Origin of the sequence: Streptomyces sp. NPDC018947 (genome assembly GCF_044390505.1) — a bacterium.
GTDB lineage: Bacteria > Actinomycetota > Actinomycetes > Streptomycetales > Streptomycetaceae > Streptomyces.
Genome location: NZ_JBIRZD010000001.1, coordinates 897,383 through 911,611 on the forward strand (window position 1 = coordinate 897,383; position 14,229 = coordinate 911,611).

The 14,229-nt window shown below is 64.1% G+C and carries 12 protein-coding genes; 5 read left to right on the forward strand and 7 right to left on the reverse strand.

Annotated elements, in window-relative coordinates:
- Positions 1-682: 682 nt before the first annotated feature.
- The gene (locus tag ACH499_RS04015) at positions 683-2,827 is read left to right on the forward strand and encodes a hypothetical protein (RefSeq protein ID WP_399013667.1); all 2,145 of its coding nucleotides are present in this window, start codon (positions 683-685) and stop codon (positions 2,825-2,827) included.
- Between the two features lie 545 nt (positions 2,828-3,372).
- Here the strand turns inward: ACH499_RS04015 and ACH499_RS04020 are convergent.
- Both ACH499_RS04020 and ACH499_RS04025 read right to left on the reverse strand, forming a co-directional pair.
- A complete protein-coding gene (locus ACH499_RS04020; RefSeq protein ID WP_399013669.1) occupies positions 3,373-4,938 on the reverse strand; it encodes a hypothetical protein in 1,566 nt (521 codons plus the stop codon).
- Between the two features lie 491 nt (positions 4,939-5,429).
- A complete protein-coding gene (locus ACH499_RS04025) occupies positions 5,430-7,019 on the reverse strand; it encodes a hypothetical protein (protein ID WP_399013670.1) in 1,590 nt (529 codons plus the stop codon).
- Positions 7,020-7,408: 389 nt separating this feature from the next.
- On the opposite strand from ACH499_RS04025, the gene ACH499_RS04030 reads away from it, so the two are divergent.
- Positions 7,409-7,561, forward strand: coding sequence for a hypothetical protein (locus tag ACH499_RS04030; protein ID WP_399013672.1), 153 nt, complete (start codon positions 7,409-7,411; stop codon positions 7,559-7,561).
- A gap of 457 nt (positions 7,562-8,018) precedes the next feature.
- On the opposite strand, the gene ACH499_RS04035 is transcribed toward ACH499_RS04030, so the two are convergent.
- The 4 genes from ACH499_RS04035 to ACH499_RS04050 form a co-directional block, all read right to left on the reverse strand.
- A complete protein-coding gene (locus ACH499_RS04035; protein ID WP_399013675.1) occupies positions 8,019-8,321 on the reverse strand; it encodes a hypothetical protein in 303 nt (100 codons plus the stop codon).
- Entirely contained in the window at positions 8,318-9,049 is a 732-nt protein-coding gene (locus tag ACH499_RS04040; RefSeq protein ID WP_399013677.1) for a GntR family transcriptional regulator, read from the reverse strand. Before ACH499_RS04040 ends, ACH499_RS04035 begins: the two co-directional genes overlap by 4 nt.
- Positions 9,050-9,056: 7 nt before the next feature.
- On the reverse strand, positions 9,057-9,281 hold the full coding sequence (locus ACH499_RS04045; RefSeq protein WP_077801490.1) for a hypothetical protein: 225 nt from the start codon (positions 9,279-9,281) through the stop codon (positions 9,057-9,059).
- 523 nt (positions 9,282-9,804) lie between these two features.
- Positions 9,805-10,083, reverse strand: a complete 279-nt coding sequence (locus ACH499_RS04050; RefSeq protein WP_399013816.1) for a hypothetical protein — start codon at positions 10,081-10,083, stop codon at positions 9,805-9,807.
- 78 nt (positions 10,084-10,161) lie between these two features.
- Here ACH499_RS04050 and ACH499_RS04055 point away from each other — a divergent pair, with 78 nt between their 5' ends.
- Positions 10,162-10,920 (forward strand): GntR family transcriptional regulator, encoded by a 759-nt coding sequence (locus ACH499_RS04055; protein ID WP_399013679.1) that lies wholly within the window; start codon positions 10,162-10,164, stop codon positions 10,918-10,920.
- A gap of 337 nt (positions 10,921-11,257) precedes the next feature.
- Here the strand turns inward: ACH499_RS04055 and ACH499_RS04060 are convergent, their stop codons facing one another.
- The gene (locus tag ACH499_RS04060) at positions 11,258-11,473 is read right to left on the reverse strand and encodes a hypothetical protein (protein WP_399013681.1); all 216 of its coding nucleotides are present in this window, start codon (positions 11,471-11,473) and stop codon (positions 11,258-11,260) included.
- 645 nt (positions 11,474-12,118) lie between these two features.
- Here ACH499_RS04060 and ACH499_RS04065 point away from each other — a divergent pair.
- Together ACH499_RS04065 and ACH499_RS04070 are read left to right on the forward strand one after the other, a co-directional pair.
- Positions 12,119-12,865 (forward strand): IPT/TIG domain-containing protein, encoded by a 747-nt coding sequence (locus ACH499_RS04065; protein ID WP_356196572.1) that lies wholly within the window; start codon positions 12,119-12,121, stop codon positions 12,863-12,865.
- Positions 12,866-12,985: 120 nt separating this feature from the next.
- Entirely contained in the window at positions 12,986-14,017 is a 1,032-nt protein-coding gene (locus ACH499_RS04070) for an IPT/TIG domain-containing protein (RefSeq protein ID WP_356196570.1), read from the forward strand.
- Positions 14,018-14,229: the final 212 nt, after the last annotated feature.

Genomic DNA, 14,229 nt, shown 5'->3' on the forward strand with positions numbered 1-14,229 from the left:
TGCCCGACGCGCCGGAAGCTTACGGGGCCATGATCACTCACGCCAAAGCAGCTCCAGCCCAAAGCCGCTCCACCGACCATCGACGATCTGACCGCTGGGGCTTCTAGCCGGTTTTAGCCAAGCGGTTAAACCAGCTGGATAGCCTCGTCAACGATCAGATGCAGCCATGCATCTACTTTCGGTCATTCCCCCAGACTCTGGCCCTTCTCCTACGGCGCTTCTGCGACTCTTTGTGCTTGCACAGCGTCGCTGTTTGATCACACATCGAATGTTCCGCGGGGGAGTTTGTGATGGAACACGCACAGTTGGTCGCCGCTGCGACGGCAGCCGCAGCGGCGCTGGTTGGAGAGATGGCCAGGGACACATGGGCATCGATGAGGTCCCTGGCCGCCCGGCTCTTCCGTCACGCAGGTCCGGAGGAGGAAGAGCGTCAACTGGCCAGGCTCGACGCTGACCAGGCCCAGGCGGCAGCAATTGACCCAACGGTTCTCCACGACAGGTGGAGTCGCCGACTACTAACCCTGGTGGAAGACTTTCCGGAGGCAGCCGAGACCCTGGCTGAGCTAGCGAGCCGTCGGCAGGACACCCCACAACCAGGGGTGAACCAGTCGGCGTCTAATAACACTGGGTCCGTCATCCAGATCGGCAGGGACAACTCCGGCAGCCTGAACACGGAGAGAAGGTGACCGCCCCAGAGGGGCCCGTCACGCCCCCGCGTCCCGAGGGTCCACCACTTCCCGAACAGTTCTCCGTCAACAACACCGGTGCGACTGTCCAAGTTGGCCGCGACAACACCGGCACCATCAACATCACCCATCGGGCCAAGTTGCCGCACCCCGCTATCCCGCGCGGTGACAGGGAAGCAGCCTTGGAGCCGCGTTGGGCTCACACCCCCACCCCGCAGCAAGCGGCAAACCTACTTGCCGCACACGGTCTCGCCATCATCGTTGGGGAGCGCGGCACAGGACGCCGTATCTCGGCAGTTCGTGCTCTGCATACTCACCTTGCCAGTCCATCGGGAGCAGCCCTGCTGTTCGATCTCGCGGTGGACTGGGATGAAGACGAAGTCCCGGAACGAGAAGTACTGCCAGAACCGGCTGCTGGGCACGGTTACCTGATCGATGCGACATCCCGTGTCGTCTCTGAGCCCACAGCTCGAGCACTCACAGCATGGGCAGAGGAGCTCCACGACCAGGGTGCGTGTCTGGTCATCATCGCCAACCAACGCGAATGGAAGGGCGACAACCGCTTCGAAACTGTGGCGGTGCGGCCTGACGCAGGACAAGTCGCTCGGAACCATCTTGTTTGCCTGGGAAGCCATGCGCAAGCACAGTGGCTACGCCCCGACCCTCAGCGCACCGCGTCACGCGGGCTGCTCCGCCAGGCGGCCCCTTCCGATCCCACCGTGGGCGTGCTGGCCGACCTCATCACCCGTAGCGTGAGCCCGTCTGACGCCGTTGCGATCGCTGAGCGCCTCCGCAACATCGCGCCCGAACGCGTACTCCGAGCCGTAGAGCTGAGGGACAACAAAGACGAGCAAGGGCTCTATGAACTCCGTCGCATTCGGGAAGAGGTCCTTCTATGGACAGGATTCCTCGAGAAGAAGCTCACGGACACAGGAACCCGTGGCGAGGATCGGGTAATGCTGCTTGCTGCCGCTTACCTCGAAGGTTCCCCCTTAGAACTCTGCATCAAGGCGGCCACCGCGTTCGGTAGTCGTGACGAGCCGATCGCGCGGCGATATCGCGAAGGTCGCAGCCCTCGTCGCCGTCTGCGAGACGTCGGAGTCGACGTGACCGCCAGTGATACAGCCGCCTTCGATAGTAGGCCAGGCCTCGCTCCCTCGGCCATCCGCATGGACTGGCATCACTGGGCCGACGAACGAGCAGAGACCATAAAGTGGCTCACTCGTATCACTGCCTCTGACGGCGTGGCCAGGGCGTGGGCCGAACAGGTTGGCTCCCGGCTATTGGATCTGTCCAAGACAGCTGTGGATCCTCCCTTCTTCGCCGTCCTAGATGCTTGGACCAGCGCATCCCCGGACACCGGACGCATAGACATAATCGCCAGACTCATGACGCAAGCCGCTGAAACAGGCGAGCTTGCCCGTGACGCCCATAAACAGCTACTGGATTGGGCTAGGAAGTCCCAACTGCCGCATCGGAAGGTAGTGGCTCAGGTATGTGCCGGCCGCTACGGCATGCGATGGCCTCACATGGCGCTCGTTCGGTTGCGTCACATCCTGGCGGTGGAAGATGAGGCCACTCACATCGCAGCTATCGCTCTCGAAAGCTACGCAGGAAAAAGCAGCGAGAGCCTTAAGAGGATCGTCGAGACGATTGAGTCATGGTTCGAAAAGTATCCGAACCATGCCGCAGGCCCTCGAGCATTTCTAGCCCTTACCGATCCTTCATACAACGTGCTGGATCGGCTTATGGCAGCTGCTCAAGTATCGCCAGTGATCCGTGATTTCTTAATCAGCGGTTGGATGCAGACGCTGGAGCAAGCAGACGTTCGTGACCGAGCCTATCAAGTCTTACTCGGTTGGGCCAAAGCCGCCCATGAGGGGCGATTGGAAAGTGGCACCACATTCGGAATTCTCACCGACGTTCGAAATGCGCACACTCCAGTTGATGCCATGTCACGCTTCCTTTACGGAAGCCCTGGCCTAGACGATCGCGCTCTGGTCGAAGCCCGCCTCGCCTTGGCCAATCTCCAGACCTGCAATCACGCGGAATGCCTCGAACCGAATTGCCCGCTCAAACAATCTCCTGGCTCCTCCTTGGACTCCAGCACTGCTGGGGGCACAGGTGAGCTTCGAGCCTGAACTGAGCCCAGACAATCGACGAGTTCGGTTTTCCTTGATTCGGTGGGTGCTGGCACCGCTGACAACCTGGCGTGCTCGACGCCTGGCAAAAGGGTACGGCCCCGGAATGGACGCGCGGAGCGCGTGGGCGCTTGCGCGAACAGCCGATCACCCGGAGGAGGTTCCTTTCGCCATGGAGCACCTGCGAGACGACGAAGAGGACGAGCCGTAGGGCACGCGCAGGTGAGCACTAGGACCGCAGGGGCCCCTCCGACGTTGTCCTTGTGCCTCGTGTCCCGGTCAGCGGGGGTTTTTCGGGGCTCCCCAGATGGCGCGCTCGATCTTTCGGGCCGCTTCTACGCCAGGGATTTCAGCACGTCCGAACGGTCTGCCAGGGAACCGCCGTGAATGGCGGCCCACGGGGTGTCAGGTTGGCTCACGCAGCGGGCAACGCGGCCGGCAGCTCACGGATTTGTAGACGACACCCGCAGCACCCAAGTGTGTGGTCTAAGGCAACACCGAAGCTCAGTGGCGCATGCACTGATGCCGGGGCTATGGCCGAATCCTCATGAGTCCTGAGTATCGTCTCGGCGTACAACCCTGACTTCGAGAGGCCAGGAGATACCAGGTTCCCTGCGGCGACTCCGAGAACGGGACCTGCCGCGCCTTAGCGTGAGGCCGAACAAACATACAATCACCGAAGCCAAAAAAGCTAGGTACCCAACCCATGTTCCCTTCTCTCCGCGAGAGGCGAGAACATGAAAGGGTTTCAGTGGAATACCCAGAAGCCCGTCGACCTTAACTGCCTTGGCGATGGTGAGTGTTTCATCGATCGCAGGAAGACCAAGAAAAATGGCGACGATGAGAGCGATTCCTGCGAGCATGTTAGCCCGCGTAGCTGATCTCTTCGATTCGGCCGCCACTACTAGTTGCTGAAGTTGATCGATGCTTTCTAGTACGTGACCGTAGAGACTATCGGCGCGCCACTCGCCCAGTAGCCGATCGACCACGTCCATCGCATCACCGAAAGAAATTGACGAGTCTCTGTACTCGCGCAAGCCGAAGATGGCCTCGCGCTGAATCGCGCGCACCTGTCGAACTCTGCCATTTGTCACCCCGACTCGACGATCTAGCAGTCGGATCTGCCAATATTGTAGTAGGGCACTTTCTAGAATCACGAGTCTCTGCAAATGCTGGGCGAACTCTCCATCTCGGCTTCCAGGCCATGTAACCTCCAGCGATGAGGACATGTTGCAGTACCACGAGCTGCTCATAGTGAGGCTGCAGTCTTCAGGTATCAGACTGGAAATCAGACCTGAGCGCACCGTAGAGACGTCAGGCGAGCGCACGATAGCGTTCTTGAGCTCACGGTCGTGATTGCGCTTGAAAGACTCCTCGGAATCGCAGCAAGTCACTTTATCAATGAAGGCTACAGGGTAGCAGAACCAATCGCCTGAAGGTGCGCTCTTAATAGTGCGAGCTATTGCTTCTTGATAGAGGACAGAAAGGTCAGACATGCTCGCCGGAGATTCGTGAACGGCCATCCTCCACCGCACCCCCTCTTCTTGTTCGTCCTCCCACTCGCCTTCCAGGTAGCGCTCTGCCCGCTTTCCGTAGGCAGCGCGAAGGATCGTCTCTGACAAGCGCGAAGCAGTGACAATTTCGGATGACCCAAAAGACATTTCCCGATACTGGTCGACCGTAATTCGGTCAGGGAGCCTCAAGGCGATCGTCATTTGCAGTACGCCCGACCGATGAATCAGGAGCAAGATGTCCGCCGCTGTCCCCATCTCCAGACTACCGGTCGGGCGCGTTTCGCCACCATTCATACGTATAAGCCATTGCCCAGCACTCCGTAGACGAAGGCGCACGTACGGCTCGCTGGCGAGGTAAGGGGCCCTCAACAAGTCTCGCTCAATATGATATTGAATGGCATTGACAGCCTGAGATTCAGCAACGGATTGCTCAATGAATGAGATGGTTTCCCTCAGGGAATCTGAAATCGGCTGAGACGGTTCACCGGATGAGGCCCGCGAGCGCCTGAATGTTGGGCGCGAGAGAACTCTCGCAGCCCAAAACGGATGGCGAATCATCCATCTGGGTAGCCGGCCATCTTCAAGCGCGTCATTCATGTCGCGAAGGATGTTAGTCTGACGCATGAGCCGCACGAGTCCTTGATACCTGTGGGCAACGCGCACTTGGCCGTCACGGGGGGATACGACAGTTTCCGCGATTCCGGACCTCAGAAGTGCATCTGCAGCTTTTCGAATGTCGAGAGGGTGTCCCGCATCAAACGAGTAAATGAAATATATTGTCCCCTCTTCGAGGACCGCCTCATGAGTCGACTGTGCAGTCACTAGAAACCCCCGCTCTAACGCGTCTATCCATTGCGGTACCGTTGCCTGCTCGAAGCTCAGCTAGGACCCGGAGACAGTCTAGGCCTGTGCCGGTGTCAGACAGTCCCCTCGGAACAAGAGGCGGATTCGTCAATGTGGAGCTGACCTGCGCAGCAGGTCACGCAGATGGGTGAGATCGCGTTGAGTAGGGGCAGGAGCTGGGTGACGTAGCCCAAGGTTGCAGCCGCCCCTCAGGGGACACGTACGTAATCTATGAAGCAGTTACTCTATGTCTTCTCAGACTGGTTGGCCTCATGGGCTTCCACGTACAGCGCCAAAAGATGGGTGCGTGCATTCTCGCCAAGTGAGCCGTGCTTTTCCTCATACGCCTCTACAACAAGATCGATGAATTTACGCGGAGGGATCAGAACACCTGTAATCCAGATGTCGACACTGGAGGCCTCCCAGCCTCCCCTGCGCGCAAACTCAGATGGACTCACGTCCAACGAGTGGAACATTGCATTTAGTGTCTCAGCAAAGACCCGCTTTGCCTCGGGATAGACGTGGAATAGCTTTCCGTGCGACCGAGGTAGAATCCCGCGATGGTTTAGCTTGTCAAAGACTAGGGTCGCTGCACCCTGGGTCTCCTCGCAAAGTGGGCATGGCATCGCATTGTGTTTTTCACGCCGCGGGCAGGACAAGGGCTTAAGCGCGTGATCGCGCCATGCCTTGCGCATGTGATCCTGGAACCAAGCTCGCCCGATAGTGTTGTCTGACTGCTCTAGTTCGCGCGCTGCCATGTCGAACAACTGGGGGCCGTAGGCGCCTTGACGCAGACGGGCGGCGATCCTGTTTAGGGAATGGATTAGCTCCTCTGCCGCACCGCATGTAGAGATCGCCACAACCGCGGTTGTTTCTGGCGGCCACGGAAGATACTTGATGGCATCAATCCCGATTGTGCCGTTCAGTCCGGTGATCAGGATAACGCCCACCTCGAACGTTGGGAGACTGTCTACGAAGGACCAATGATGACCTCGTCTGCCTGCCCTGGGCACCAAATCCGTAGTGCGCTCGTCAAGGTCAAGAACGTCGTCAAATAGAGCAAACATATACTTCGTCGACGAAATGCCTCTCATCTCAGCCTTTGGTGCTGCCCCGGCGGCAAGCACTGTGACTTGATGCCGGAAGGTCTCGTTCGGCTGGAATAATTCTCTCAGCTCTGCCAGAGCGTCATTTTCGACGTACGAGGCTACCTTGAGGCGCTCAGCGTTCATTAGCGTGTGCGCAACAGCATTTGAAGACGACAAGTCCCGTAAGTACTCCCCAACGACTCGATTCCGCGCGGCTACCTCCCCGTCGTAGTCGGACTGACGTCTGAACAGAAGTTCTGCGGCATCCCCGAACTGGTCAAGGACTTCGGAGGTTGCATTGAATCCACGTAGCCGCATAGCCCTGTAGGTTAGGGCGCGAGCGGTGTCACGCGCGGCTCGAACTCGACCTCCGCCCGTGAGAATCTGCCGAATCGCCTCGCGCGAATACGGGATCCCGGAAGACCGTGACGCCTCTTCGGCTATCTCGTGCAGTGCGGGAGTAGCTGCGAGCTTCATCAAGATGTACACCCAGTCACGCCAAGTGGTGTCATCGTTGGGCAGGCTGCGTCCGATCCAGATCTCGCGCTCAGATATACGGCGTGTACTGGCTGGCTCCTCGCTGATTTTTTCTACTACACGTTCCAAGCTAAGGCCGAGGCCTCCGAACGGCGCAGTTGCTCCGGGGCGCGTTTCGCCCGATTGCGCCGCCCTCAAACGCGCTGTCAGCATCTCGTCGAACGCGTCCCAGTCTTCTGAGGGCTTGCCGGCCACGGGGCGGCTGTCCATCTCCGCTAGCGTGTAGGCCACAGCTGTCGCGGGACCCTCGCTGCACGTACCTCCCACCAGCAAACGGCGCACTGTGGCTGTGCTGACCTTCTGCCCACGCTCTGTGGCTCGCTCTGCGATCAGCGATAGGGAAGGCGTTCCTGCCCTCCTGCGCAGCTCTTTCAACCACTCCAGCCACACCCGGAGAGGCCCCTGCGGGATCGAGTCGGGAATCTCTACCGCTCTGCTCGCTGAACCAGGCACCGCGCCCCTCCCCCGCCGTGGAGCCGAGGGCTCGGTTCACCACGATTCACCACGATTCTTTGTGTCACACAGCGTACCGCCACGAAACATCTCCTAGAGGCGCTTAGGAAGCTCAACCCAACGGCACAGATGGAGAGGTGGGGAGCATGAAGCTCGACAAGGAGTGGTGGCGGACGGTTCGATTCGCCATCGCGGAGGAGCGCCGTACGACACGCTTGATGGCCGTTTTGATCGTGGTCGGCGTGGTCGTAGGCGCCTTGATCATGATGATCCACGGGTTCACGGTGACGGTCGGCTAAGAACAGCGCATCGAGCCCAGCCCGCAGGATGGCTCGATGCGAGCAAGGCACCACAGGCCGCAGCAGGGCGCTGGGGTGGGCGGCGGCCTGTGCCGTGGGGGACACGGTGATCGTGCTGACGGTCTCAGCGCCGTTCATGGCCGTTCGGACCAGACCGGAGGCGGTAGCCGTTCAGGCGACCGGCCGCCCATGAACGCAGGGTTTGCCGACTGTGGACTATCCGTGGACTCGTCCAGCCTGGTCCACCTCGTACAGGGCCGTGACCTGCAGCGTTCTCCAAGAATCAAGGGGCCTCCGGAGCCGTTGCCGTATACCCGCTTCTCTCCGTGTATGCCGGGTAGTTGGCCGGGACCGACATGACAGGACGGGGAGAGGGACCCGGAATCACGGCCCGGGTCCCTCTCCCCATGAATTGAAGCGCAAGTGCGTCGACGTCGTCTCTGTACGCAGTCGGCCCTCAGAGACGCTGGGGCTCATACGCCGCCAAGAGTTGCCCTCGGCTGGTCGCCACGCGGAGCACGTCTCGCAGAGCCCCAGTTAGTTCCTGTGCCAGCCGTCGCACGTCTTCCAGGGCGGCATTCTCGTCGCCGAGGGTTTCCGAGACCTCGTCCAGCAGCTCGGCTGCCGTTCCCAGCTGCACCGCCTCGATGTTGTCCGCCAGGCGGGACAGGTAGCCGCCCCTGTCGTCGGTGCTCAGGTAGCAGGGCTTGCCCTCCGGCCCCGACCACGGGAGGAGTCGCAGTTCGTCCGATGCCGTCATGCTTGCGTCTGCCTCTCGTCGGTCATGTGGTGGGTAGTGAAGACGGCGTCGACGCGGTCCCCCGGGAACACCAAGAGCGCGGCCTCAACTACGCGCCCGGTTAGGTCGGTCGCGACGCGTGTGATCGCGAGGACTGGTGCGGTGGAGTTGGTCCGGAGGGTCGATGCTTCGTCCGGTGTAGATGGGCGGGCACAGACCGTCTCCCGGACAGCAGCCGGCGGCACGCTGAGAACGGCGAACCTCGTGACCGCTTCCCGGTACGACGGTTCGTCGTCGAGCACCCCGGCCGGTGCCAAGTCGCGCGGGATGTAGATGCGTGCCAGTCCGTGCCGTGACTCCCCCTCGTGGCTGATGCAGACGAACTCTGCGAGGGGACTGCCCGTCGGCACCTTCAGCAAGGTCGCCAGATGCCCATGCGCTTGGACCGTGGTGCTGCGCACTGTGACGCGTAGAGCCGCTTCAGCGGCCGTCCACGGGTCCAGCGTCCCCCATCCGCCGACGTACACGATCTTGCGGGGTGGGCAACGGACGAAGTTGCCTTTGCCGTGGATCTTTTCGACGAGACCTTCGCCCTGGAGGACCGCGAGGGCGCTCCGCAGGGTCACCGTGCTGACCTTGTACCGGTCGGCCAGGCCGGCCTCGGACGGCAAACGTTCGCCGGGCTTGATGCGGCCGGTCGTGATCTGGCGCCGGAGGTCATCGGCAATGTCGTGATGGCGCGAGGACACGGACCGGTCACCGCCTTCTCATCAGCCGCACGGCGCCGAGCCGGGTACGCGTGTGTATGGTCAGCAGCTCGCCCGACTCGAAGAGCAGTTGCTTGGCGCCCTGGGGAAGTTGAAAGAGGTCCCGCACCCGGCAGGCCCGACCGCCGAGTTGGATGATGTCGCCGCGCTGCACCGTGGCCGCGGTCACCTCGATGTTCGAGGCCAGCGCGCTCCTGGGGGTCCGGTCGATCACTGTCCCACCTCCGCACCCGTGGACCGGTCGGGCATCGAGTGGCACGGGCAGTCGCACGTTTCGTAGACCACCGGCAGATCGACCGGCGCCGATGCTGGGGAGGATTCCGCGCAGGCAAGGTGCGTGCCGATCCGACATGCGATCGATCGGTAGGGAACGGCCGCGGCGTCGGCGAGGTGAGGCTGTCGGCGAGAGGTCATCAGCGGACCCCCACAAGGGCCGACCAGGCCTCAGCCGGTAGACGGGGAGCAACGACCACTGAACGCGTCCGTGCGCGCCTCTCACAGGCCAGCACGTACGGGCGGACCAGCGCGACGTCCTCCCCCGGGAGCGAGTGCCAGCGGTTCATGCCGCTGTGGGCCCGGATCGGCGTTGCCATCGGCTCGTCGGCGGACGCGGGAGAAGCGAGAACGGCCGACGGCCGATGGGGCATTAACGGGCGGCCGTGCCTGCCCTTGGGGAAGTACCGCGCTCTGGTGAGCGATACGGCACGGCGGATACGGTTGAGCACGCTGCTCAGCTCCTATCGCTGATGGCTCGGTCCCCCGACATCGCCCGTCGTGGGGACCGCTTTGCGTACGACCGCCCAGAGGGTGCGGCCGTTCAGGCTGGTGGCGAGAAGTCCGAACCGATCGGCCTCGGCCACCACTTCGAGCACCTCCCGCCATAAGTCGGCGGAGAGCGATTCCGGCACCTCCGCCTCGACCGTCGTGTACTGGTCGCGCTCCTCCACGCGGGTGAAAAGCCCGACGGCGGACAGCCGGGCGGCGATGGCCGCCGCGCTAACTCCCGAAGCGGGCACAGGGCAGCCTCCGTCACCGGCGATCACTTTCAGTGAAGCTAGTTAACTAGATTAGAGCTAGTGGACTAGATTTTCCATATGCCTGAGCAGCCGCCCTATCTCCGCGTCGCCGACGAACTCCGGCGGCGGATCGCGGAGCACGTATGGGAGCCCGGGAATCGCCTGCCGTCCCGCGCCCAGATCGGCCAGGAGTGCGGTGTCGGCGAGAACGTGGTCCGGCGGGCTCAAGAGCTGCTGATCTCCCAGGGTGTGCTGGAGGGCCGCGCCGGTTCAGGCACGTACGTCGCCGAACCCCGGCAGCGCGTGCGCATGGTCCGGTCGTCGGCGCGCGAGCAGCCCGACGGGTCGCCGTTCCGGGCGGACATGAAGGCCGTGGGCAGGCAAGGGGACTGGGAGAGCCGGACCGACGCCAAGGTGCCGGCGCCCGCGGACATCGCGGCGCGGCTCGGCATCGCCGAGGGCGACCTGTGCGTCCGCACCACCTACGAGTTCCTGGCCGACGGCAGGCCGTTGCAGCTGTCGACGAGTTGGGAGCCCTACGACCTCACCGGCGGCACGCTCGTCGTCCTCCCCGAGGGAGGGCCCCACGCCGGAGCGGGTGTCGTGAACCGCATGGCCGCGATCGGCGTCACCGTCAGCCACGCCGTGGAGCAGCCGGAGCCGAGGCAGGCGACCGCCGAGGAGGCGTCACTCCTGGGCATTCAGAAGTCCGCGCTCGTCACGCACATCCGCCGGACGTACTACAGCGACCAGGGGCGGCCCGTGGAGACGGCGGACATCGTGGTGCCCGCCGCCCACTGCGAGATCGTCTACGAGATCCCGGTCAACCGTCCCTAGCCCTGCCACTCCCCCGGTCGAATGCGTGTCGACGTCCGGCCGCTGCGACGTCGGGCGTGGGATGGTGGCCAGGTCAGCGAGGGTGCTGCACTCGACACAGCAGGCGCCTTCTAAGCGCTTGGCCGCAGGTTCGAGTCCTGCCGGGGGCGCCCATCCCTGCCCTCCCACTCGGGAGGGCTTTTCGCTGGTCAGAGTCGGCCTCGACCGGCACGACGAAGCCCCGGACACCCTCTTGACGGTCAGGGGTGGGCTCCGGGGCCGTCCGGCCGTCACCGGGTTTGGGCGGGCGGCCGTGTTCGAGTGCGTGCCGAAGCCCTCGCACGGAGGCGGCACGGTCCTACACGCAGCGCGCCACGCCCGACGGATCCCGGCCGGTCGGCACAGGTGCGACCGGACGGACCGCAGTGAAGTCGTGGAACGCGTCGCGGGTGGCGGAGAGCAGCAGCAGCCACTCGTCGCAGCCCTGCCGCGGACAGAGGTCGCCGCCACCTCCGCGCACCACCCGCGGTCCGTCTCCGCCGCGGGGGCGCGCGTCCACCTGCGCGTCCGTCAAATGCGGGGATCCACACGTCGGCGCAGATCCCACATGGTGCCGGACGCCGGCAGCCGGGCCGTGCGCTGTGGCCCGACGCGAAGAGAAGGAAGCCGGGAGAAGAGCGCGAGATCCGCAGGAACCGCCGGCTCCCGTCACCCCGGTTGCCACGGTGACCCCCTGCGCTCACGGTCGTTAGGGCCTGGGCCTCGCGGCGCCACGAGCACGCCCGCACCGCCGTCACCTGGGGGCTTCCTCTCGGCACGCGGGCACAGGCGGAAGGCGCCTCACAAGGGGGAGTTACTCCGTTCGAGTGATCCGGGCCGGTAGCCCCTTGTCACTCCGTCGGCCGTATGGGTCACTGAGAGTACGAACCGGCGGGCTGCCCATCCCTGGACCGGGGGAACGTTCAGAAGGCAGCGTCTTGCCGGTTTTCTTGTTTGCCGGGAGAGCCTCCCAGCGCCACTGTGCGTGCGGTCCTGGGACCGGTGTTGTGCTCTGTTCGTTCGCCTTGCGACAGTACTCGGCTGAGCATGAGCGGACCGTGGAAGGACCGACGGTGTGTGTACGTCGGCGACGGTCCTGCCCAAGTGATGCGGCAGCCGGTGGCTGGTCATTCCTGTCGGTTCCTCGCAATGTCCCGAACGAACAGCGAGGAGTGTCCCCATGCCAATCTCTCCCAACCAGGGTTCGACCGGCGGCGGAACCACGGTGACGATCACGGGCACGAACCTGTCCAACACCAGCGCGGTGATGTTCGGCTCCAAGCCGGCGACGAACGTGACCAACGTCTCCCCGACCCAGGTCACCGCCGTCTCCCCGTCGGGGACCGGCACCGTCGGAGTCACCGTGACCACCCCGGGCGGAACCAGCAACCCGGTGCCGTTCTTCTACGTCGGCGCCCCGTTCAAGTCGTCGCTGGGCACCAGTTCCGGTCCGCTGGCCGGCGGCAACACCATCACCATCAGCGGCACCGGCCTGTCGACCGCGACCAGTGTCGCCTTCGGCTCGGAGACGGCCGTCCCGACCGTGAACTCCGACAGTTCGCTCAGCGTCGTCGTGCCCGCGGGTACGGCGGCCGGACCCGTGAGCGTGAGCGTCACGACCGCGGGCGGCACCAACAACGGCCTGTCCTACACCTACGTCGACGTCCCCACGATCGGGACCATCACCCCGACCTCGGGATCGACCTCGGGCGGAACGGCCGTGACCATCACCGGCACCAACCTCGCCAGCACCGATTCGGTCACGTTCGACGGTGTTCCGGCACCGTTCTCCGTGGTCAACGCGACCACGCTGTCGGCGGTCACCCCGCCGGGAACCGCCGGACCGGTCGATGTCGCGGTCACCAACCCCGCAGGGTCCGACGTGGCGGTCGACGGCTTCACCTACGTCGCCGGCCCCGGCATCTGACCCGTCAGGCAGCCTCCGTACGCAGGAGGCGATCAACCCCCGTCCGGGCGGCAGGCCCCCCTCCGCCCGGACGGGCCCGGTCCCGTGAGCACATGCCGCGGTTGGTGAAGGAGCACTGTCATGGCAACCCCCGTGGTCTCTTCGATCAGTCCCAATCAGGGAACGACGTCCGGCGGCACCGTCGTCACCGTGACCGGCGTCGGCTTCACCGGAGTCTTCCTCGTCCGGTTCGGCGCCAAGCCCGCCGCCTCGTTCACCGTCAACAGCAACACACAGATCACGGCGGTGAGTCCACCAGGCACCGGAACGGTGAACGTGGTCGTCACCAGTGACCAGGGCAACAGCGCTCAGCAGGTCCCCTTCACCTACGTCTCCGCCTCGGCTCCCGCCGTGACGAGCGTGTCCCCGAACCAGGGACCCGCCGCCGGGGGAACCCAGGTGACGATCACCGGCACGGGCTTCACCGGCACCACGGCGGTGAAGTTCGACGGCGTGTCCGCGACGTCGTTCACCGTCAACTCGGCCACCCAGATCACCGCGGTCACGCCCGCGCACGGGGCCGGCTCGGCGGCGGTCACCGTGACCGCCCCCGGCGGCACCAGCAACCCCAGCGACCCCAGCGCCTACTTCTACTACGTCGCCCTGCCCTCGGTAACCACCATCGCGCCTCCGTCCGGTCCCACGGCGGGCGGCACCTCGGTGACGTTGACCGGCACGGACCTCCTCGGTGCGACGGCGGTGAAGTTCGACGGCGTGTCCGCGACGTCGTTCACGGTCGACTCGGCCACCCAGATCACCGCGGTCACGCCCCCTCACGGGGCCGGCTCGGCGGCGGTCACCGTGACCACGCCCGGCGGCACCAGCGAACCCGACAGCTACGTGTACCTCGGCCTGCCCACCCTGCTGTCGATGGTCCCCGACAAGGGTCCGGCCGACTCGGGGATCACCGTCACGCTGACCGGCACGAACCTGGCCACGACGACGGCCGTCAAATTCGGCTCCGTCCTGGCACCCTTCACCATCGTCTCCGCGACGCAGATCACCGCCTTCGCCCCGGCAGGCGCCGCCGGCCCCGTGAGCGTCGTGGCCACCACGTCCGCCGGCTCCAGCAACGCGCTGACCTATACCCGGATCCCCGGCCCCGGCATCTGATCCGGCAAGCACGGCCCAGTGAGTGCGTGGTCCCTCTTTCGACGGGGGCCACGCACTCGGCGTTTGCCGGACAAAGCGCTTACGGTCGCGCCGGTGTCATGCCGATGAGGCGACGGCGCCCTTGCGTTTTCCCCGTACAAGCCGAATCAGCCGGTGCCTGGAGAGCACCGGCTGATCGGATCCAGACCTCTGCCGGGGGTGCCCATCGCGGC

What these genes read in the sequence shown, in the direction of transcription:
- ACH499_RS04020 (WP_399013669.1), bottom strand. Translation starts at nt 4,938, where the DNA reads ATGAATGACGCGCTTGAAGATGGCCGGCTACCCAGATGGATGATTCGC.
- ACH499_RS04025 (WP_399013670.1), bottom strand. Translation starts at nt 7,019, where the DNA reads ATGGACAGCCGCCCCGTGGCCGGCAAGCCCTCAGAAGACTGGGACGCG.
- ACH499_RS04030 (WP_399013672.1), top strand. Translation starts at nt 7,409, where the DNA reads ATGAAGCTCGACAAGGAGTGGTGGCGGACGGTTCGATTCGCCATCGCG.
- ACH499_RS04035 (WP_399013675.1), bottom strand. Translation starts at nt 8,321, where the DNA reads ATGACGGCATCGGACGAACTGCGACTCCTCCCGTGGTCGGGGCCGGAG.
- ACH499_RS04055 (WP_399013679.1), top strand. Translation starts at nt 10,162, where the DNA reads ATGCCTGAGCAGCCGCCCTATCTCCGCGTCGCCGACGAACTCCGGCGG.
- ACH499_RS04065 (WP_356196572.1), top strand. Translation starts at nt 12,119, where the DNA reads ATGCCAATCTCTCCCAACCAGGGTTCGACCGGCGGCGGAACCACGGTG.
- ACH499_RS04070 (WP_356196570.1), top strand. Translation starts at nt 12,986, where the DNA reads ATGGCAACCCCCGTGGTCTCTTCGATCAGTCCCAATCAGGGAACGACG.